Here is a 21,428-nt window from a genome sequence, read left to right on the forward strand (position 1 = left end):
CGAGGAGCTGCTATGAATGAGATCAAGTGTCCGCATTGTGGCGAAGTCTTTAAGGTCGATGCGTCTGGCTATGCGGATATCGTCAAGCAAGTACGCGATGCCGAGTTTTCGCGCGATCTGGATGAGCGTGTGAGGGCAGTCCAGCGCGAGGGCGAGCAGGCGCTGGAGCTTGAGCGCTCGCGTTCGACGGCTGCCTTGCAAAAGGCAGAGTCTCAGCGCAACGCTCAGCTTGCCGAACAGAAGAACACTGCGGAGCAGAAGCTGGCACAAGAGGTTGCCAAGCGCGACGCTGAGCTTGCCGAGCTGCGCGCCAAGCTCGAGGGCGCTGCCACAGAGCGCGAGAGCGCAAGTCAGCGCGCGGCGGTTGAGGCCCGTGCCGACGCTCAAAAGGAGAACGCCGAGCTTCAGCGAGAAATCGACAATTTGCGTGCGCAGCTGGAGCGCAAAGATGACGAAGCCAAGCTTGCCGAGTCGGCGGCGCGCAATGCTGCTCAAAACGATTTGGCTGCACGTGATGCTCAGATTGCCGAGCTGCAGGCCAGGCTTGCCGCGGCGGACAAGGCCCAGGAGATGGCGCTTGCCGCTGCCGCGGCAGAGTCGCAGCGTGAGCTCGATGCCGCTCGCAGCGAGGCCGATCGCGCGCTTGCTGACTACCGCACGCAGGTACAAGAGAAGTTTTCCACCGCAAAGGCACAGTCTGAGCAAGAGGCCGAGGGCCTGCGTGCCCAACTGCGCGAGCAGGAACTGATGGCAAAAATGAACCTGTCAGAGGCGGTCGCCGCGGCGGAACGAGAGCGCGATGAGGCACGTGCCAAGCTGACGAGCGAGCTGGCGGTGCGCGATTCTCGCGAGGAGCAGGCCAAGGCGGCACACGAGCTCGAGCTTGCGCAGGCCAAGCGTGCGAGCGATGACCTGATTCGCTACAAGGATGAAGAGATTGAGCGCCTTAAGGACATGAAGGTGCGCCTGTCCACCAAGATGGTGGGCGAGTCGCTCGAGCAGCACTGCGAGACCGAGTTTAATCGTCTGCGCATGACGGCGTTTCCTAACGCGTACTTCGAGAAAGATAACGATGCGTCCGAGGGTACCAAGGGTGATTTTATCTTCCGCGAGTGCGACGCGAGCGGCAACGAGGTCATTTCGATTATGTTCGAGATGAAAAACGAGAACGATGAGACCGCGACCAAGCACAAAAACGAGGACTTCTTTAAGAAGCTCGATCACGATCGTCGTCAGAAAGGCTGTGAGTACGCGGTGCTCTGCACGCTGCTCGAGCCCGAGAGCGAGCTCTATAACGCAGGAATCGTGGACGTGAGCTATCGCTACGAGAAGATGTACGTGATTCGCCCACAGTTCTTTATTCCCATGATCACGCTTCTTCGCAACGCCGCCATGGGTTCGCTGCGCTATAAGCAGGAGCTGGCGGAATACAAGCAGCAGAACATCGACGTTACGAACTTCGAAGCCAAGATGGAGAAGTTCAAGGACGGCTTCTCGCGCAACTACAACTTGGCGAGCAAGCAGTTCGAGTCGGCGATCAAGGAGATTGATGCTGCCATTAAACAGCTCGAGAAGACCAAGGATGATCTGCGTCGCAGTACCGAGAATCTGCGTCTGGCCCACAACAAGGCCGATGAGCTTACCATTCGCAAGCTCACGTGGGGCAACAAGACCATGAAGGCGGCGTTTGACGAGGCGCGCGGGGCTGCGCCAGAGACAAACGATGAGCCCGCCGAGGCGGATTCGTATGAGGTCGAGGATGCCGAGTAAGGCATAGCATATAGTGCAAAACGGGGCCGCTGGCGATATTGCCAACGGCCCCGCTTGTTTCGTTCCAGTATGTTCGGCTAGTCCCCGAGCAGGTCCTCGATAAAGCCGACGCGGTAGTTTTTGAAGATGACCTCGCCGCCGTCTTGTGTGGCGTCCAGATCGATATCGCCCATGATGCCAAAGTCGTGGTCGCCATCCTCGTCGGCAAAGATCTGGTGCACGTGCCATACGTGCGCGGTCTTCTCGTCGGACTCGTCGATGGAAAACATCGCGGCACTGCGGGCATCTCCGTCGGTGAGGATCTCCTCGTGCTGCTCGTGGTAGGCATCGAGTGCCTTTTGCCAGCGAATTTCGCTCATGCCCCAGTCGTCGTCGAGCTCGCCCAGGTCGCGAACGTGCTCGCGAGCGGCAAGGGTCACGCGGCGGAAGAGCGCGTTGCGCACCAACAGCGTGCAGCCGCGGCGGTCCGCCACGACCTCGTTGATGCCCTGCGGCGGCGCGGCATCGAGGGCCGCCGGGTTGCCGGCGTTCTCCCACTCGTCTACCAGGCTCGAGTCCACCGAGCGCACCACAAAGCCCAGCCACGAGATAATGTCGCGCAGGCGCTCGTCGCGCTTCTCGATGGGCACGGTGCGGTCGAGCGAACGGTAGGCCTCTGCCAGGTAGCGCAGCAAAATACCCTCGGAGCGGGCGATGCCGAGCTTTTGAATGTAGCCCTTAAAATCGCTCGCGCTTTCCAGCATATCGCGCAGAACGCTCTTGGGAGAGAGCTGGTAGTCGTTGGCCCAGGGCACTTCCTGGCAGTACTTGTCAAAGGCGGCGTCGAGCAAATCCTCGAGCGGCTTTTCGTACGTGACGTCCTGAATGCGCTCCAAGCGCTCCTCATACTCGATGCCGTCGGCCTTCATCTCGGCCATGGCGCGATCGCGTGCGGCGCGCTCCTGTGCGCGCAATACCTGCTTGGGGTCCTCGAGCGTAGCCTCGACCATCGAGATCAGATCCATGGTATAGGTCTCACTCTCGGGGTCGAGCAGCTCCAACGCGGCAAGCAAGAACGGCGAGAGCGGCTGATCGAGCGCGAAGTCCTCGGGCAGATCGACCGTCAGCGCATAGTCGATGTCTGGTGCGGCGTCAGCCGGAGCGTCAGACGCGGGCGGTACCTCGGTGCGAACGACGACGCCGGAATCAATGAGCGTGGCGAAGATTTCGTCGGCGCGAACCTCGAGCTTAGCCTTTTCCTCGGGAGTCTGCAGGCTTGTCTCGATGAGGTCGTGTACGCGGGCACGGGCGTCGCCGCCCTGCTCGACCACGCTAATCACCATGGAGTGCGTGATGCGCAGGCGCGGCTTGAGTGTCTCGGGCTGCGTCTCGATCAGGCGCTCAAAGGTCTGCTTGTTCCAGGTGACAAAGCCCTCGGGGGCCTTTTTCTTTTTAATCTTACGGAGTTTTTTGGGGTCGTCGCCCGCTTTGGCCATAAGCTTGGCATTCTCGATCTCGTGCTCGGGTGCCTCGGCAATTACCATGCCCTCGGTATCGAAGCCCGAGCGGCCGGCGCGACCGGCAATCTGATGGAACTCACGGGCGCGCAGACGACGCATCTTGTAGCCATCGAACTTGGTGAGCGCGGTGAGCACCACGGTGTGGATGGGTACGTTAATGCCGACGCCGAGTGTGTCGGTACCGCAGATGACGGGCAGCAGGCCCTGCTGCGCCAAGCGCTCGACCAGCAGACGATAGCGCGGCAACATGCCAGCATGGTGCACGCCGACGCCGCATCCAAGCAGGCGCTTGAGAATCTTGCCGAAGGCCGTCGAGAAGCTCGTCCCCTTTGCCGCCTCTTTGATGGCTTCGCGCTGCTCCTTGCTGGCGATGCCAAAATTGGCGAGCGACTGTGCCGTCGCAAGGGCGGCATCCTGGCTAAAGTGCACGATATAGAGCGGGGCCTCGCCGCGGCGCATGGCGAGCTCGACGGTGCCCTCGAGGGAGGTCGTCACATAGTCGTAGCTCAGCGGAACAGGACGCGGGGCGTCGACAACCAAGTCGCAAGCAGCGCCGGTGTGTTCCTCGAGCGAGGCGGCGATGGCAGTGACATCGCCGAGCGTGGCGCTCATGAGCATGAATTGCGTGTGGGGCAGGGTGAGCAGCGGTACCTGCCATGCCCAACCGCGGTCGGGGTCGGCAAAGTAGTGGAACTCGTCCATGGCCACGCAGCCCACGTCGGCGTCCTCGCCCTCGCGCAGTGCATCGTTGGCAAGGATTTCGGCTGTGCAGCAGATGACGGGCGCCTTGGTATTGATATGCGTGTCGCCGGTAATCATGCCGACGTTATCGCGGCCGAGCACCTGCACCAGGTCGAAGAACTTTTCGCTGACCAGAGCCTTGATAGGAGCCGTGTAGTAGCAGCGCTTGCCCTGTGCCATGCCCATAAAGAGCATGCCCAGCGCGACAAGCGACTTGCCCGATCCGGTCGGTGTTCCCAAAATGACATGGTCACCGGCGGCTAGATCCATGAGGGCCTCTTCCTGGTGGTCCCACAGCTCAATACCGCGATTGCTCGTCCATTCAAAGAAGCGTTCGAAGGCCTGGTCGGGCGTGAGCCATGGTTCGGGCTCGCTGCCATCCTCGGGCTCCCACCAGGTGGGGGAGAGTGCGCCGAGCGAGCCGAACTCGGCTTCGGTTCCCGTGCCGCCCGAGAATGAGCTGGCGGCGCCGGCGCCGGAGACGGTGCTGGCGGCGGTATCTGTCGTAGTCTGTGCCATGTGGTTGCTTTCTCTCGCGTTTGTCCGCCAACTATTATGGCGTAGCGGCGGCGCGGGGTGCCAGCGCGCGAGAAAATGCAGGAAATGGGCGTTCTGTCCAGCTGTTTGGTGCAGTTGCCAGCTAAGTGAGTAGACTTTTTGCGATATCGCGAGCACATGGCTTTTGCGCAAGGGATCTACCTGCGGTTTTAGTTTTCGTTATGCGGGTTGTGCTTGGCTATTGCAAAAAAGTCTACTCACTTAGGTTTGAGGGTCGTTTGCTGGCGCCTATTTGCGCCTGTTTGCTGACGCCGCGACCATCAGAGGCCCCTAGGACTCTTGTGGCAGGCGCTTCTTGCCTTTGCGGGCGCGGTTTTTAAAGTTCTCGACGGCCTCTTCCATGCCCAGGGGTACATAGGTGAGCTCATCGAGGTTATCGGGCAGGTAGCAGGCAAGGCTTTGCTCCTGCATGCGGCCCGCCGTGAGCTGTTCGTCGGTTGGCTGCGCACCGGGTGTGGCGCAAATGCCATAGACGACGGCGCCCATCTCGCGCGTGCGGCATTCATATTCGGTCTCGGGATGCTCGGGATGGTCGCGGCGTACGTCGTCACTTACCCAAAGCGTGTCGTAGCCGGCCGCGGCAAACTGCCCCAGGGCGTAGTCGCGCAATGGCTTGCTGTCGGTGCGCAGCGTGACGGTGGCGTCGGCTGCAAAGAGCGAGCGATAGAGCATTAGATGGTCGACATGGACGAGTCGTTTTTTTGGCGTACTTGGCCTTGGGCTGCGGCGTGGGAAAGTTAATGGTGATGGCATTGAGCTCGCCTGCGGCAAACAGCTGCGGCAGCGATGCGGCGCCTCGGGGCAGGACGAGTGCGTTGGATAGCTTCTGCTCGCAGATTTTCTGTGCGGCATAGGCGATGCAGATGGGCTCCTGGTCCATACCGATAAAGAGGGTGTTTGGCTCGTGGGCCGCGCGCTCTACAAGGTATGTTCCCTTGCCACAGCCAAGATCCAGGTGAAGGTGCTCGAAGGGCTTGCCGCCTGCGGACGCACAGGCCTTGCGCCAATCTCCGGCATAGGCCTCGGGGTTCGTCTCAATCGCATCGGCGTAGCGCTCCAGGCGCTCCTCGAGCACGAAGTTCTTAGGCGTGCGAACGTGGACGGCTCCCATGAGGCTCCTTGGTCATAAGTATGGAACGCATAGCTGCGCGTTCCGTCAATGGGTTGAAAAGGGTGGGCATAGTTTGCCCGAAAGATGCGGTGCGGCCCGGCGGCGAGTCGTCGGTGTCTACAGGCGCTTGAGGATCACATAGCGGTTGAGCTCGCCGCTGCGACCGTCGGCATGGAAGCGCTCAAGCTCGCGCACGGGGACCTCGCCGCTCTTGTAGAACGTACGGACGCCGCGCACCAGGTCGGTGATCTGCTGATCGTCAAAGTGATGACAATAGCGGTAGGCGTGGCGGTCGTTTTGCCAGCCAATGAGGTGGTCACCGGCTTCAAACTGCGCGGAATCGTAACCCTCAAACGGCGGGGTGAGCTCGGCGCGGGCCTCGGCGCGAACAGCCTTGCGCGCCATGCGCTCGTCGTTCATAAACTCCCAAAAGCTGATGGCGATGATGCCGCCCGGGCGCGTCTGGCGCACCAGGGCGTCGAGCACGCGTACACGGTACTCGCATGACGGCACGTGGTGCATAAAGCCAAAGCAGACCGAGATGTCGGCGAGCGGTGCGTCGAAAAGAACATCGGACGTCTCGGCGGGGTTGAGCTTCATGAGGGCATCGAGCACGTCGAGTTCCTGGAAGTGCAGGTTGGGAATGCGCAGGGCGTGGCCACGTGCATCGATAGCCAAATCCTGACACGAGTCGACACCATAGAACTCAAACGGGCAACTGGCATCTGCCGAGGGGTTTGCGCCGTCGACGCCCTTGGCGGCAAGTGCGCCGCCGGCGGCAAAGTTTTCGAATCGCATGTTGCCGCAGGCGAGATCGAAGACGCGGACGGGATGCTCGATTGTGGCGACGTCGAGCTGTTCGAGTGCGATGTCCATGGTGCGCACCCAGCCGGGCCACGGGGCCTGGCGCGTATCGGAAAAGGAGGCGGAGTGCTCGCGATAGAACGTATTGTTGAGCTGGATGAGCGATGAGGCGAAATCGCGGTTCACGGCGCGGAACTCCCTCCGTTGGCGGTGCGGAATTAACAGTACGACCATACTACCGTTAACGCCGCAACGGGGACAACCGAGCCGTGGGTCATTGCTTTGTTTGGACACATTTCCGCAGCTCATATGTGCCCGCAACCGCCGGTTGTCAAAAATCTCACTAGAATAGGTGGCATGCTTTTGGCGGTGGCGGATAGATTTTTAACTGTGCAAGGCGCCTTAAGAACAAAAACGGTCCGGCGGCACGGCTGGCATCACATAGGAGGAACCATGAATGTAGAAACTGCGCAGCGGCTCGCCGACCTTCGTCGCAGCAAGGGTTTTAGCCAAGAAGGGCTGGCGCGAAAGTTAGGGCTGTCGCGCCAAGCGATCAGTAAATGGGAGCGCGCGGAGAGCTCGCCCGATACCGAGAACCTGATCTCGCTCGCCAAACTCTATGGCGTGAGCTTGGACGATCTGCTCAATCCGAGCGACGAGATTGAGGACGATATCGAGTTTGAGAACGAGGACCGCGCTCGTCAGCGCGAGGCCGAGGCGGCAGAGCGCGCCCGCACCCATGAGGCGGCGGCGCGCGCCACCGAGGCGGCAACGCAGGCAAGTGACGCGGCAGCCAAGGCGGCGCAGGCGGCAAGCTGGAGTGCGCAGGCTGCCAATGCGGCGACGGCTCAGGTGACGGGTACCGGTGCGGCTGGTCCGACTCCGGTGAAGGGTCCGTTCCAGTCATTCCCGTATTGGGCCGTGTGCTGGCTGCTGTTCTTTTTACTGATGTTCCTGTTTGGTGCCGGCCCCTTTGCTGCGCTGATCTTCTTCACGATTCCCATCTATCACTGGGTGGCGCGTGCACTCGATGGCGATTGGGCGCGCGGGGATATTCAGGTTGGTCCGGCACCGGTGGCGGTCAGGGCCCAGGGGAAGGATACTTCTGCGGAACCTGATGCTGACGTGGCTACCGCGGCCACCGCTGAGCCATGTGCCAAAGAAGGTGACGAATGATGAAGCTTTCGCATGAATCCAAGCTGCGCCTGGGCGTCGGCATAGGAGCGTTTGTACTGATTATCGGGCTTGTTTTTGGCGTTTCGCGGACTTTGATTCATTTTGATGGCCCGTGGGATCTCGACGATGTTATACCCGGCTTGTCCGGTATGGACGATGTGGTTGGTGACGACGATTTTATGAACGATGGCGGTAACTATTCCGCTCGGCCTCAGCAGCTTTCGTGTACGACCTTTGATGCCGATGAGTTTCGCTACCTCGATTTCGATATCGATGCGGCTACGGTGGACGTCAAGGTTATTGATGGTAACAAGGCTCGCGTTATCGAGCGGGGACGCGTTGCCAATGGTATGGATGCCTCCAAGGCCGCGACGCAGAGCATCGCATCCGTCGAGGACTCGACGCTCAAGGTTTCCCAGTTTGGAAGTGATGACGGTAAGGCAATCGATCGCTCAGTTACGGTCGAGCTGCCGCGCCGTGTTGCCGAACATCTGAAGGGAGTCAACGCGCACGTGGGCTCGGGTGATCTGCAGATTGCCGGTGTCACCTGTGATGGTTTCGACCTTTTCCTGGGTGCGGGAGATGTTGAGTTTGCGGGCAGCGTGACTGATGCGCTCAGTGCTGAGGTCGGTTCGGGCGATGTGACGTTCGAGCTCTACCAGGCTCCCGCGAAGTCGATGGACGTAAGCGTGGACTCGGGCGATGTGGAGATAACGGTTCCGAACTCTACGGGCTTTAAGGCGAGCCTCACCGTGGGCAGCGGTGACTTCGAGAGCGATTTCCTTCCGCTTGGCTACGATGGCGAGACCATTTTGAATCTTGAATTCGATAACGGCGATAAGTCTGCTACGTATCGTTTTGAGGTCGGTTCGGGCGACATGTCGTTTGATCCGGAGTGACATGCGGTTTTCGGAGATCGGTACATATAGGCATGCTCTTTGATGAAGGCGCCGAAGCCGAGATTGGCTCCGGCGCCTTTGCCTTTACAATGGGGGCATGGAACAGATTATCTTGAACATACTTGAGGCCCTGCGTCGCGGCGAGACCGTGGACGACAAGGCGCTCGTCAAACTGATACATGCCGAGGCGCGCCGTGAGGGTGCCGACAAACGCGATTTGGCCAAGCGCCGTCTGCTGCCGTTTTACCAGCGGGTTAAACGTGAGGAGCCGGCTCGGTGGGCTGCGTGGAATGTTGATGCCGATCTGGAACGTCAACTGCTGCAGGTCCTGCGCATGAAGCCTCGTCGCACGGCTTCGGGCGTGGCGACCATTACCGTCATCACCAAGCCCTGGCCATGCTCGGGCGATTGCCTGTTTTGCCCCAACGATCTGCGCATGCCCAAAAGCTACCTGCACGCCGAGCCGGCGTGCGCCCGTGCGGAGCAAAATTGCTTTGATCCGTATTTGCAGGTGAGTGCTCGTTTGACCGCGCTTTCGCAAATGGGGCATGCAACCGACAAGATCGAGCTTATCGTTCTTGGCGGTACTTGGAGCGACTATCCGGAAGGCTATCAGGCATGGTTTATGTCGGAGCTCTTCCGGGCGCTCAATGATGATGCGGTGGCGAGCGTGGCGGCAAACCCCATGTTGGCGCGTCCGGGCATCAGCCGTGCCGAGGCAGAGCGCCTGCTCGATGACGCGCCCGCCGATGCGCTGCCGCCGGTGGTGGCGGAGCGCCGCGAGCGCTATCGGGCCGCCGGCATTGCGACAGACGAGGTCGAGCTTGCTGCCGGCGTTGCCGACGAGCAGGGGCGTGTGGATGCTGCCGTGGGCGGCTATAACCGTGCGGTGCGTCGTCTGTACGGTCCCGGTACGCCGTGGGGCGAGGTCACTGAGTGGCAGACGGCAACGATGGAGGAGCTCGAGCGTCAGCAGCGCATCAACGAGACGGCGAAGCATCGCGTGGTGGGGCTCGTTATCGAGACGCGCCCCGATGCCGTAACGCCGCAGGCCCTCACGCTCATCCGCCGCCTGGGCTGCACCAAGATTCAGATGGGTATCCAGAGTCTCGACCAGCACCTGCTCGATATCAACGAGCGTCGCATTTCGGTGGCTCAGATCGAGCGGGCGTTTTCGCTTGCACGATTGTTTGGCTTTAAGATCCATGCGCATTTTATGCTTAACCTGCTGGGCGCCACGCCCGAGGGGGACAAGCGCGACTACGAGCGCTTTATGACCGAAGGGGCCTTTATGCCCGACGAGGTCAAGGTCTACCCGTGTGCGCTCATCGAGGGCTCGCGTCTGGTGGGCTGCTACGAGCTCGGCGAGTGGCGCCCCTATACCGAGGAGGAGCTGCTCGACGTGCTGGCCGATGACATCGTGGTGACGCCGGCGTTCTGCCGTATTAGTCGCATGATCCGCGACTTTAGTTCCGACGACATTATGGTGGGCAACAAGAAACCCAACCTGCGTCAGCTCGTTGAGAACCGCCTGGCTGCTCGGGGTGACGGTGCGACGGTGCGCGAGATTCGCTATCGCGAGATCAGTACGGCGGGTGCCGACTTGGATGAGCTTTCTCTTGATGAGGAGGTGGCGTACGAGACGCCGGTGACGCACGAGCGCTTTTTGCAGTGGGTGACGCCGCAGGGCAAGATCGCGGGCTTTTTGCGGTTGTCGCTGCCCGACCATTCGTTTGTTGCCGCGCATGCGGACGAGTTGCCGACGTCGCCGGACGAGGCGATGATTCGCGAGGTACACGTGTATGGCATGGCGGCACGCGTGGGCGACCAGGGCCAGGCGGCGCAGCATCACGGGTTGGGGCGTTTACTCGTAGAGCGTGCGTCCGAGATTGCCCGGGATGCCGGCTATGCGCGCGTCAACGTGATCAGCGCGATTGGTACGCGCGAGTACTATCGCCATTTGGGTTTTTACGATCATGGACTCTATCTGCAAAAGGAGCTCTAGATGAACAAGCCGAGTGTTTCTGCCGGCGTCGTTGCCGGCGTTGCTCTGGGAGCCGCGGCGCTTGGCGCGGCCGCTGTCGCTGTTCGTGCTGCCTGTCTGCAAGTTGCGCGAACCCGCAATGGGTTGGCGCGTGTGAAACGCGTGCACGACGAGAGCGGTGACGAAGTCCGCGTATTGGTGCAAGGCGGCGTCTACCAAAGCGCGAGTTACGTTGGCGAGCGCTGGGCGGAGCCCGTCTTTGCGTACTATCGCGCGTTTGACGACGTGTTTGAGGCCGAGGATGCGATGCGCGACGCTTATGGTCACGGTATCAACCGTATGCTGATGCTGGGCGGCGGCGGGTTTGCCTATCCCAAGTTCGCGCTGATGTCGCACGAGGGCTTGCGCATGGACGTCATCGAGTATGACGGAGAGATTACGCGCCTGGCGCGCCGTTGGTTCTATCTGGACGAGCTGGAGCGCACGGTGGGCGACCGCTTGCGGGTGATTACTGCTGAGGCTCGCTCGTATCTGGGTGTGACGAGTGTGGGCCATCGTCGCTACGACGTGGTCGTGAGCGATTGCTTTGGCGGTGCCGAGCCCGTACGCGAGCTGGCGACGGTTGAAGCGTTGCGTTTGGTGCGGGGCAGCCTAAATTTCGGTGGCGTCTACGTTGCCAATATCGTGAGCGCAAGCGAGGGGAGCGATGTGACGTTCCTGCGCGATTGCGCTGCCACGGCACTCGAGGTATTCGCCCACGCCTGGGTGGTCCCATGTGGCGATGCGAAGTTCGGCGGCGAGGAAAACTACCTGCTCATCGCCAGCGACGGCAACTACGCCTTTGCCGAAGCCGTGCCCTTCGACACCGACTTTCTCGGCACCGTCCTTCACGACAAATAAGTTTCCCCGTCCCAAAAAGACTGGTCTTAGGCGTGGTCGCGCCAGCCGAGAACGCGCTGCTTCATGCCCTCTATGTCGAGCACGCCTTCGGCAAAGCCCTTGCGCACGAGCTCTTCGGGAACGTACTCGTCGTAGCGATCAAAGTAAGGCACCTCGCCGGGATAGACGAGCTCGATAGGATCGAAGTCCTTCTCGGCCTCGGCGGCGAGCACCTCAAAGAACGTCTCCTCGTCGGCCTTCATCTTAAACTGCATAAAGTACGGGCGTGACGGGTCGAGTCCGCGAAGGCCCAGCTCCGCGGCACACTTAATCTTGAGCATGCGTTCGAGCGCCAAAAAGGCGTAACTGCCCAGCCAGGGGAAGAGCACCCAGGTGTCGCCTCCCAGGTTAATGAGCGGCTTGGTTCCCGCACCCGAAAGCTTGGCCGTATGGCGAGCCTGCGCCAAGCGGGCCCGCGCGTTACCCATAAGGTACGGATATGCCGCGTGCTCGTTGAGCGCCTTGCGCATACGCTCGAGTACGTGTGTATTGATGTCACCGGGGCAGTCGCCAAAGTAGGCCGGCACCCGGCCCTTGACCTGCGTGGCAAAGACAGTGTGACGCTTCCAGTCCACTTCCTCGACAATCCAGCAGTGTCCGGCGATGGCGATGCGCTCACCGGGCGGGGGCGGATTAACAATCGTGCCCAGCTCGGCCGATTCGCTGCGAACGGTGAACTCCTCGTTTTCTTGGAACACAGCGTAGAACTTAAAGTTGTTGATGATGCGCTCGCCCGCGAGACCCACGATGAGCCCGCCACCTTCGGTGACCTGGATATGGTCGATCTTAATGAGGTGACGTAGCAGCACACGGTAATCGTCTGCCGAGACACGGTGGAAATAACTGAGCGTGAGCACGCGCTGGGCTAGTTCGGCCGGCGTGAGCTCGCCGGTGCTGGCGAGGGTCGACATAGTCTGGTGATAGAGCAGGCTGTAGGGGAGTCGATCGAGCTCGGGCGGCTCGACCCACTTTTCCTCGCGATAGAGTTGTACGAGCGCGATACCCTGCAGGAGCTTCCAGGGAATGGTTTCGGGCATCATCGTGCGCGGCTCGGGTTCTTCCTCGCGCATGACAAACCACATCTCGGGCGGAAGGTCGCGACGGCCTGTGCGCCCCATGCGCTGCAAAAAGGAGCTGACGGTAAACGGCGCGTCAATCTGGAAGGCGCGCTCCAGGCGGCCGATATCGATACCGAGCTCCAGCGTAGAGGTGGTGACGGTTGTCTGCGCCTGCTCCTCGTCGCGCATGAGCTCCTCGGCCGTCTCGCGCAGCGATGCCGAAAGATTGCCGTGATGGATGAGAAAGCGGTCGGGCTCGTGTCGGCTTTCGCAGTAGCTGCGCAGCATGGAGCACACGGCCTCTGCCTCCTCGCGCGAGTTGGCAAAGACCAGGCACTTGCGGCCGCGCGTATGCTCAAAGATATAGCCCATACCGGGGTCGGCGTTGTCGGGCGCCGTGTCGGTGGGGTTGAGAAGCGCCTGCTCGGTCGCTCGTGGGATGTCGACTTCGCCCTCGGGGACCGAGGAGGTGCGACGGTCTTTGGGAGCGGCCTTGCCCCGTGCCCGCTCGCGACGTTGACGGCGCTCCTCTTGTGTGAGCTGTCCGCTGTGACGCATGTCTTGTCCGGATGCGGGCAGCGCCGCTGGTGCCGCTGCCTCAATGCGCTCGCATGCGAGCACCTCAGCTTCCTGCGGACCTGTGCTCGCGAATCCTCGCTGCTGCGCCTGGGGACCCGAGTTGTAGAAGTGCTCCATGGAGATGCGCCACACGCGGCGCGGCTCCTCAAAACGGGGGATGACGCAGTTGCGTCCCGTCCCCTGCGACAGGAAGGCGCCCGTGCGCTCGGGGTCGCCGATGGTTGCCGACAGACCGATGCGGCGGGGCTGCACGCCTGCCATGCGCGAGAGCCGCTCGATAAGGCAGAGCGTCTGCCCGCCGCGGTCGCCGCGCATGAGCGAATGGACTTCGTCGATAACCACATAGCGCAGGTCGCAGAATATACGAGGGATCGCCATGTGCTTATGGATCAGGAGCGCCTCGAGTGACTCGGGCGTAATCTGCAAGATGCCGCTCGGTTTTTTGATGAGCTTAGCCTTGTGCGACTGCGAGACATCGCCATGCCAGTGCCAGACAGGGATATCGGCTTCTTCGCACAGATCGTTGAGGCGGACGAATTGGTCATTGATGAGCGCCTTGAGGGGGCCAATGTAGAGGGCGCCCACGCTTGCGGGCGGCCTCTCCCAAAACTCGGTCAGGATGGGAAAAAAGGCTGCCTCGGTTTTGCCGGAAGCCGTGGATGCCGTCAGGAGCACATTGTCCTGCGTGTTAAAGATGGCATCTGCCGCCGCAACCTGGATAGAGCGCAAGCTCTCCCAATCGTGGGAGTAGATGAAGTCTTGGATAAACGGGGCGTAGCGGTCAAAGGCGTTCACGGGGCCTCCTCTCAAAAACGAATCTCTCAACGCGGCTGGCAACGGCTTGCTGCATTACAGTCTCAACGTTCGCCCAGATAAAACCTGCCAAAATAAACCTGTCCCTTTTTGGCAGGTTAGATGGTGAATTCGGCGAAGTTGCGGTCGCCGTCTGCGGTGCCGGTGTCGCCTGTTGCGGCTGCCGGCGCTAGCGCGTCGCCACCGACGCTTTGCAGCAGCTCGGCTACGTTAGCATCGGGGTTCTGGCACAGGATGTCGAGCAGCTCGATAAAGTCGCGAATGACCTCGCGCGGCGTCAGATGCGTGTCGGCTCCCACACGACCGAACTCGATCTTGAGGAAGTCCACCAAGTCGTTCTCGGTAAGCGTGGGCGTCCAGCCAAAGTAACCGGCGTGAATTTGCATGAGTTTTTCGATCAGCACCAGCAACTCCTCGTAGGTGAGTGGCTGCAGACGGATGATGGGCGCGAGCATGTCCTTAAGGTCCTCGCGCGCAAAGCGGCCCTGAGCGAGTCGGCTGCGCAGGGCCTCGTAGGAGAACACGCCTCGGCGGCGGTCTTCGATAGAGGTTGGAGTGCCGCCCATGATCATGCCCAGGTACTGCGCCTTGCCCTGGAGCGTGTCGTTGTACATAGTCAGGATCTTCTCGTAGTTGTATTGGCGCGTGATCGCGTTGGGAATCTTGTACAGATTCACGAGTTCGTCGATGAGCACCAGCATGCCCTTGTATCCGCTGCAGACCAAAAAGCGTGCAATGAGCTTAACGTAGTCGTACCAGTCGTCATCGCTGATGATGGTCGAGGAGCCCAACTCGGCGCGAGCCTCGCTCTTGGTGCGGTATTCGCCGCGGATCCATTTGGTCACGCGACTCATAGCTTCTTCGTTACCCTCCGAGACAGCCATGCGATAGCGGCGGAGCATGCGGGCGAAGTCGAAGCCGTGGACCATCTCCTCGAGCGGGGCCAGTTGGGTATTGACGATCGACTCGTCGACATCGGCACACGAGGCGACCCAGCGATCCAAAATAAGGTTGAGCGCACCGCCCTCGGGGCGCGTCTTGGTCGATATATTGCGGATGAGCTCGCGGTAGGTGGCAAGGCCCTGTCCCTGACCGCCCTGCAGACGGCGCTCGGGCGACAGGTCGGCATCAGCGACGACGAATCCCTCGCCCATGGCGTGCGTGCGGATGGTCTGGAGCAAAAAGCTCTTGCCGGCGCCGTAGCGACCGACTAAAAAACGGAAGCTTGCGCCGCCATCGGCGATGAGACTCAGATCGGTAAGCAGGGCGCGGATCTCGACCTCGCGCCCTACGGTAATGTAGGGAAGGCCGATGCGCGGGACCACGCCGCCCTTGAGCGAGTTAAGAATGACGGCGGCGACGCGTTTGGGTACACGGGGTGCTGCGGGTGCGGTATCACTCATGGTCTAGGTATCCTCTCACGTCTGCTTCGTAGTCCTCGATAATTTGCGGTCCTGCCGCGCCAAATTCAATTACGGTGTCACCCACCAGGTCAAAGAGCGCCTCGTTGATGGTATCGACGAGCATGTCCTCGCTCTGCCCCGATTGCACTACCGCCGATTCCGCCTGTACTGCGTTTTGCTCGAGCAGTGCGCGAAGGAAGGCATCTGCGGCGGGCGCGAGTTCGTTTGTGGCTTCAGCGGGCGCAGCAGCTGCGAACGCGGGCGTCGGCGCGAGAAGCGGTGCCACGACACCAAACTGTTCGGTGGATATGGTCGGCTCGTCGGTCAAGTCCTGCCGAATGGGTGTCACGACCGGTTCGACAATCGCGTCGGTTACGGGCTCGGCTTCCGGTTGCCCTGAGTCCGCTGCCTCGGCTTCTGCGGACGCGCCGTCCTCGCGTTCCTCGTCGATCAAAAGCGCTTCGCGCGTTTGCGCAGCGGCGCTCCGAATGTGCCCCAGCTGACTCAGATCGATATCGATCTTGACGGGCTGGTGTGCGGCGTCCCACGAAAGCCATGCCACAATCTCGTCATCGATAATCTTGGCCAGATATTTGGGGACCTTTTCTTCCTTAAGGGGATGGGCGGGGTCCAGCGCCAGGCGCAGGCGTTGGTCGCAGGCGCGCATCATTTCACCGAGCTTGCTGCTCTTTTGCCTACTACCGTGGATACGCATGCATTCCCAAAAGCCGTTTTGGCAACGGTAGATATGGATGGGATTCAAGCGGTATTCGCAGTCCTCGTGGCGCTCGGGCGCAAAGAATACGGCCGAGGCAAACATGGTGTAGGGCATGGCCGTCTCCTCCCCAAATAAGCTCGCCACGATGCCGGTCTTTCGGTGCGTGTCATAGTAGCGCGCCATACGGACATACACGGCGCACGCCACGTGGCGCAGATCGCGGTGGTGGCTGCGGTCGAGCCGCGAGTTACTTAGGTTGTACGTGGAGAGGGCGTTGATGGCGGCCATGAGTCTCTCCTCGCGCACCTCATCGGGCGGAAGGGGGAGCGTGGGCTCGGAGGTTTTGCGACGCTTAGGGGTCTGGCCGGACGGTGCCGGTGCTGGTACAAGGTCTCGTGCCGCGCGCCGCAGCTCGATAAGGGCGTTATCGAACATGACGGTTTTAGAGTCGCGAAGCAGCTTGGGGTCGAGCCCGTGGAACACGGCGTAATCCTGCAGCCACACGCGTGCAAATCGGTCGATGCCGGGCTCGAAGGCGCGATAGACATCCCAAAAAGCCTTGATCTTGTTAAAACCATCGAGCGGGTCATCTACGCCAATGCCGCAAATCAGCTCATAGAGATACAGAAAGGCAAAGGACGTAGACGTTTCCTCGACGGTTCCGCGGCGCACTTGGGCACGCCAGGTAAAGTAGCCGCGCAACTGCCGGTCGCTCATGGCGTTGTAGGTGGGAAAGTACGATTTAAAGGTGCCGTTGTAGGGACAGTCGTCCTCAAAGTCGGCCATCAGCAGGCCCTGGCGGTAGAAAAGCTCGGCCTCCGAAAGCCAGCGACCTGCGCCGCCTTTGGGGTCATCCTGCCAGCGCGATATCTCGCGCATTTTACGGTACTGGTCGGGGAGGAAATTCTGCATCTGTCGGCCGGTTTTGAGAATCGGCTCGTCTGCGTAGACTTCATGTGAGAAGCGGGCAGACTGATGGGTCCGGGCCTCGGCCATAATGCGCTCGATGAGCATCTTGATGTCCTGGTCGGCCACCGCTTCTCCTCTCGAACGCAGCTACGGTGCCCTCATATCATAGCACAGCATCAAACAGGTGTTCGAGATACCGCTGCGTTGATAGATTTAGAACAGGAGGGCGTAGATGACGGCGATGACGACGGAGGGGAGCATATTGGCCGTGCGGAAGGTCTGAGGACGGATGAGGTTGACGCCGACGCAGAAGATGAGCATGGAGCCTACGAGCGAAAGGCTGTCGAGGGCTGCCGTAGTCATGATGGGGGAGAGTGCGCCGGCAAACAGCGTGATCGTCCCCTGGAACACGGCGACGGGCAGGGCGGAGAAAATGCAGCCGCGGCCAAGCGACGCCGTCATGGTGCAGACGATGATGCAGTCCAATGCGCCTTTCAGGGCAAGCGTTGACCAGTCACCGAGCAGACCGTCCTGGATCGATCCCACAATGGCCATGGCGCCGATACACACGGTGAGTGAAGTCGAGACAAAAGCGTTGGTGAACTCGTTATCGCCCTCGCTGCCGGTTTTGCGCTTGAGCCATTCGCCAAGGTTTTCAATGGCGGCCTCCAAGTTGATGACCTCGCCGATGAGCGAGCCGAGGGCGAACGAGACGATGAGCATGGTGGTGCCGGTGGTCGCTAGCGCCTTCCCATCGATAAGGAGCATCTTTTGCATGGTGCCGCCAAGGCCGATAAACAGGACGCACAGCCCCGATGCTTTCATGAGCGTGTCTTGGATGCGCGGTGTAATGAAGCGGCCGCCCGCTAATCCCAAAAGACCGCCCGCAACTAAAAGCACAACGTTGATGATTGTTCCCAAGCCCGGCATGAGCCCTCCTGTATTGATGCCAACGTGGCAATCGTAGCAGAACGAAATGCGAGGTACATCGCGACTCATCTAATACGTTATATAAGTGGTATTAGGAATGATGCGCGGCATTTAAGCCTCAGGTGGTTGTCGGGACATAGGGATAGTATTCAAAGCGCAGTGTCATAAGCCGCTGTGGGGATTCAATAGCCGCGGCGATGATATTGGCATCGCGGGCACGATCAAACCCTTCGAGTTCGATCTGATACGAGACGTCTTGCATAATGTCCAGACGTCGCCAGGCCAGGAGTGTGTCGCCATCGAATTCCAAGGTCTTGCCTCCGTCTGGGGGAACGGCGTATAGACGCAGCTTGGCGGTGGTTGCAGGGGCGACAACCGTGATCTTTTTAATTTCGTTTCGAGTATTCTTGGCGCCCAACAAGGTGAGCAGTGTTGGGGCCACGACCTCGCCCGATGGCAAAAAGACGACTTCGATGGATTCAGGAAATGCGATGATAGCCGACTTGCGGACGGGCTGATTGGCGGCGGCAACTTCGATGTTCGCAGCGTCGATGACCTCTGTGTGGTCGAGCGCGGCAAGCACGCAGCAGTTACCTTCATCGATCTCTTGAGGATCAGCAAGCCCCAGACTGTCCGCGAGCTCGGGATCGTTTGGATCGGCAGCGGGCTCATTCGGCGCTTCGAAAGAAGCTGGGACGCTGTTTGTCGGCGACGGCGTGTCGCCCACACCTGCTTCTTTGTCCGCGCTCTCTTCTTGTATGGTTGCGTTGATGGGTTCGTCGTTTGAGGGGAGCGTCTTGGCGTCAAGCGCGGAGGGGAGAATTCCGATGGCTCCGGATCCGTTCCACTCCATTTCGAGAAGCGCCGGGTCGGCAAGAATGCGTTGCCTACTTTGCGCGTGGGCATCGATTTCAATAGGGCCTGCCTCTATCCCTCGTGTAAGGCTGAGTGATCCGGCTGGCTTCTCGAAATGAGCGTCTGTGTCTTTGGCGCTGACGGCGTAGAACAGCAGGGACGCTTCTCCCGCCGCGGTGGCATCGGTACCGGCTTTGGTCAGCCGCAACGATGCCGTGAATGAGAGGGTGGGCTGCACATCGTCTGCATTCGCGGCGGCGCAGCCCAGACATATACCGCCTCCTTTCTCAAAAAACGTACCGTCGAAGGCGACCTTCGCTCCGTTCGCCGAGTCATCGACCGAAGCGATGTCGATGCGCAGCTCTAAATTGCATGGATCGCCATCCGCATCGAGCACAACCGAGCGCCACGTGCAGACGGCGAACCCCGCCTGGGAGCCGTTTGCCTTGTTCGAACGCTTGATATCCACGACTATCGAGCCGTCCGTATTACGACGAAGGCATCCCGAGGTTGAGATCACGGCCTGTGCGATCGAAAAACGCTCGCACGCAATGGCGCTCGACGGATTTGGGGCGGAACTTAGGGCTGCTGGTAAGGAGTCTGCCATGACGGGAGTCGCCCAAGCGGCGACAGGCGTTCCGGTTGCGAGCGCGCCGCAGAGTGCGACGACGGGCAAAAGGTTCTTCGATGCCATGGGGTCTCCTTAGCTAATTTAGTGCGGCCTGTCCATGTTTTGTTTCTGGCTGCGTTTGATGTGCAGACCGAGGCCGGCGGTTCCCGCGCCTGCTGCTGTGGCGCCCGCTGCCAAGAGCCATCGTCTGTCGCCTGTCTGCGCCAACGGTTCCTCGCGGTCGCCGCGGTCGAGCTCCGAGAGGTCGACCGTCACTTGCGTGGCGGCCTGCGCCTGTTCTTGCTGGGCAAAGGCCATGGCTGGCCCAAACGCTAGGATGCTGACGGCGGCGGCCAGGGCGACGGCCTTATGCCGTGTGCGCACCGGGCTCGACCGTCCAGGTGATCGTTGCAACCTGATCGCCTTCGCCGGTTACGCGGAAGATGTCGCGCGTGACGCGGGCGACGTTTCCGCTTGTCTTGAGCTTAATTTTGTCCGTGCCGCCGGCAATGCCCTGGTAGCCCATGTCGAAGGCTGCGTTCTTGGAAAGATCGAGGCCCGTCCCTTGCATTGCGGCGCTGGCGTTCTGGAGTGCGCCGTCGGGGCCGACCTTAAAGTCGATGGAGTTCTGTGCGGTTCCGGCCTTGGCGTCGGCAGCAATGGTCCAGGTGTTCATGGCGTCGATCTTCATGTTGGTGACATGGATGCCGTAGGCCGAATGATTGTCGATGGTGGTCGCGTCTTCAGAGGGGCCCTGAAGCGTGCCGTCGGCCTTGGCGACGAAGGGGATAACCGTCGGAACTTTGAACTCAACGTTGTCGATCTCGGTCCTGACCATTACTTTCGTGGTTCCAACGCGTCCGGCTGCCATAGCTGGCGTCGGGGCGGCGCCCATTGCGAGCGCGAGCGCGAGCCCTGCGCCCACGACGAGCGCTCTGGCTCCGTTCATGTTCCTGGTGATGTCCATGGTCGTTCCTTTCTATTCGCCGCGGGCCGTCCCCGCGATGATTGGACGAATGCTGGTGAATTGCGTGCGGTGTCGCGTCGGCCGGAAGGCTAGTTCTCGGCTTGCTCAACCCGCACCTTGACACGTGTCGGATTGCCGTGGCTGTCGAGGGTCTTTGTATCGAGTGCCTGGATCTCGATGTACGCCTCGCCTTCTTTGATGTCGCCGGCGGGGCACGTCTCGATTGTCTTGCCGGTCTCGACCACACCGGATTCGTACATGGTCTCGTCGTTTTGGATGACGCGGAATCGCTGGGGAAATTTATTGTCTTGGACGTTTTGCACGTTGACGCGCAGCTTGCCGTCCTCCTGCAACTGAGCGACCGGCGCGACCGAAATCGCCATCATGTTGTCGCGGACGATGGCGTCGAGCTCATCTTGGATTTCCTGGCGCGTTTTGCCCTCGGCCGTCGTAACCGAAGCGCCCGCCTCGGGTACGGGCTGCGACTGCCAAGCGTATAGTCCTACGGCGACAAGGGCGCAGACGATGGCCAAGCAGGCAACGATGAGCTTCTTGCGATGCCCCAGGCCTGCAAAGTGGGGTGGCTTCTTAACGCTCATGCGGCATCCTTGGCGGTATAGACACGCGCAAAGGTGGACGGATCCGCTCCAAAGAGCATGTGAAGCATCAGGCGGCGCGAGTAGACGAGCTCTTCGAAGTCGGGAGGGAGCTCGATGTCGTGGATATGCGCGATGTGGTGGGCGAGCGCCGAGAACGACTCGGGGTCGCAGATCACATCGGTGGTAACGTGGTAGACCGTCGTATCGGGGAATGCCTCTTCGTCAAAAGGCAGGAGATGGGGACCGTCGTCGACTTCGATGGCGATGCCGTACTGGGGCCAGTAATATGCCATGGGAACCTCCCTGCTTCTGGGCCAAAACTACTATCGGTTTGGCTGTCGACGCCGACCGTATCAGCCGCTACTTGACCAATTTCTGACCAAATGCTTGACGGATTGGCATCTCCGCAGGTAAAAGGCGGCAAAAAATACTCCAACTTTTTTCGAGCGACAATCGCGCGGTCGGCGACGGCAGGGCCATATGTGTCAAAAGCATCGTCTGCCGAG

17 protein-coding genes and 1 pseudogene are annotated in these 21,428 nt (G+C 60.6%); 5 read left to right on the top strand and 13 right to left on the bottom strand.

Translation table 11 applies throughout. The features are described from left to right. The first annotated feature begins 12 nt into the window (after positions 1-12). Positions 13-1,770, top strand: coding sequence for a DUF2130 domain-containing protein (locus tag AAAX75_RS02140; RefSeq protein ID WP_349090938.1), 1,758 nt, complete (start codon positions 13-15; stop codon positions 1,768-1,770). A gap of 77 nt (positions 1,771-1,847) precedes the next feature. Here AAAX75_RS02140 and AAAX75_RS02145 read toward each other — a convergent pair whose 3' ends face one another. From AAAX75_RS02145 to AAAX75_RS02160, 4 genes and pseudogenes are all read right to left on the bottom strand, one after another. Then, positions 1,848-4,529 (bottom strand): DUF3516 domain-containing protein, encoded by a 2,682-nt coding sequence (locus AAAX75_RS02145; RefSeq protein ID WP_349090939.1) that lies wholly within the window; start codon positions 4,527-4,529, stop codon positions 1,848-1,850. A gap of 309 nt (positions 4,530-4,838) precedes the next feature. Further along, on the bottom strand, positions 4,839-5,240 hold the full coding sequence (locus AAAX75_RS02150) for a hypothetical protein (RefSeq protein ID WP_349090976.1): 402 nt from the start codon (positions 5,238-5,240) through the stop codon (positions 4,839-4,841). Between the two features lie 85 nt (positions 5,241-5,325). After that, positions 5,326-5,679, bottom strand: a pseudogene (locus tag AAAX75_RS02155) (methyltransferase); the annotation flags it as partial. Between the two features lie 117 nt (positions 5,680-5,796). After that, entirely contained in the window at positions 5,797-6,669 is an 873-nt protein-coding gene (locus AAAX75_RS02160) for a hypothetical protein (protein ID WP_349090940.1), read from the bottom strand. Positions 6,670-6,936: 267 nt separating this feature from the next. On the opposite strand from AAAX75_RS02160, the gene AAAX75_RS02165 reads away from it, so the two are divergent. The 4 genes from AAAX75_RS02165 (at position 6,937) to AAAX75_RS02180 (ending at position 11,442) form a co-directional block, all read left to right on the top strand. Then, positions 6,937-7,659, top strand: a complete 723-nt coding sequence (locus tag AAAX75_RS02165) for a helix-turn-helix transcriptional regulator (RefSeq protein ID WP_349090941.1) — start codon at positions 6,937-6,939, stop codon at positions 7,657-7,659. Beyond that, positions 7,659-8,558, top strand: a complete 900-nt coding sequence (locus tag AAAX75_RS02170) for a DUF4097 family beta strand repeat-containing protein (protein WP_349090942.1) — start codon at positions 7,659-7,661, stop codon at positions 8,556-8,558. Before AAAX75_RS02165 ends, AAAX75_RS02170 begins: the two co-directional genes overlap by 1 nt. Before the next feature lie 97 nt (positions 8,559-8,655). After that, positions 8,656-10,563: a tRNA uridine(34) 5-carboxymethylaminomethyl modification radical SAM/GNAT enzyme Elp3 gene (locus AAAX75_RS02175; RefSeq protein ID WP_349090943.1), complete on the top strand. Its 1,908-nt coding sequence runs from the start codon at positions 8,656-8,658 to the stop codon at positions 10,561-10,563. Further along, complete coding sequence (locus tag AAAX75_RS02180) at positions 10,564-11,442, top strand: fused MFS/spermidine synthase (protein ID WP_349090944.1); 879 nt, start codon at positions 10,564-10,566, stop codon at positions 11,440-11,442. A 26-nt stretch (positions 11,443-11,468) separates the two neighbouring features. Here AAAX75_RS02180 and AAAX75_RS02185 read toward each other — a convergent pair whose 3' ends face one another. From AAAX75_RS02185 to AAAX75_RS02225, 9 genes are all read right to left on the bottom strand, one after another. Continuing rightward, a complete protein-coding gene (locus AAAX75_RS02185) occupies positions 11,469-13,913 on the bottom strand; it encodes a DEAD/DEAH box helicase (protein ID WP_349090945.1) in 2,445 nt (814 codons plus the stop codon). 116 nt (positions 13,914-14,029) lie between these two features. Continuing rightward, a complete protein-coding gene (locus AAAX75_RS02190) occupies positions 14,030-15,334 on the bottom strand; it encodes an ATP-binding protein (protein WP_349090946.1) in 1,305 nt (434 codons plus the stop codon). Next, the gene (locus tag AAAX75_RS02195) at positions 15,327-17,087 is read right to left on the bottom strand and encodes a TerB N-terminal domain-containing protein (protein ID WP_349090947.1); all 1,761 of its coding nucleotides are present in this window, start codon (positions 17,085-17,087) and stop codon (positions 15,327-15,329) included. Before AAAX75_RS02195 ends, AAAX75_RS02190 begins: the two co-directional genes overlap by 8 nt. Before the next feature lie 87 nt (positions 17,088-17,174). Then, positions 17,175-17,960: a DUF554 domain-containing protein gene (locus AAAX75_RS02200; RefSeq protein WP_349090948.1), complete on the bottom strand. Its 786-nt coding sequence runs from the start codon at positions 17,958-17,960 to the stop codon at positions 17,175-17,177. A 49-nt stretch (positions 17,961-18,009) separates the two neighbouring features. Then, positions 18,010-19,440, bottom strand: coding sequence for a hypothetical protein (locus AAAX75_RS02205; RefSeq protein ID WP_349090949.1), 1,431 nt, complete (start codon positions 19,438-19,440; stop codon positions 18,010-18,012). Between the two features lie 18 nt (positions 19,441-19,458). Further along, a complete protein-coding gene (locus tag AAAX75_RS02210; RefSeq protein ID WP_152068381.1) occupies positions 19,459-19,740 on the bottom strand; it encodes a hypothetical protein in 282 nt (93 codons plus the stop codon). After that, a complete protein-coding gene (locus AAAX75_RS02215; RefSeq protein ID WP_022095047.1) occupies positions 19,724-20,323 on the bottom strand; it encodes a hypothetical protein in 600 nt (199 codons plus the stop codon). The genes AAAX75_RS02210 and AAAX75_RS02215 overlap by 17 nt, the downstream gene beginning before the upstream one ends. Before the next feature lie 89 nt (positions 20,324-20,412). Next, positions 20,413-20,922, bottom strand: coding sequence for a hypothetical protein (locus tag AAAX75_RS02220; protein ID WP_349090950.1), 510 nt, complete (start codon positions 20,920-20,922; stop codon positions 20,413-20,415). Beyond that, on the bottom strand, positions 20,919-21,215 hold the full coding sequence (locus AAAX75_RS02225; RefSeq protein ID WP_349090951.1) for a hypothetical protein: 297 nt from the start codon (positions 21,213-21,215) through the stop codon (positions 20,919-20,921). The genes AAAX75_RS02220 and AAAX75_RS02225 overlap by 4 nt, the downstream gene beginning before the upstream one ends. Positions 21,216-21,428 lie beyond the last annotated feature (213 nt).

It is taken from the genome of Collinsella sp. CLA-ER-H7 (assembly GCF_040092345.1).
In the GTDB taxonomy this organism is placed as follows: domain Bacteria; phylum Actinomycetota; class Coriobacteriia; order Coriobacteriales; family Coriobacteriaceae; genus Collinsella.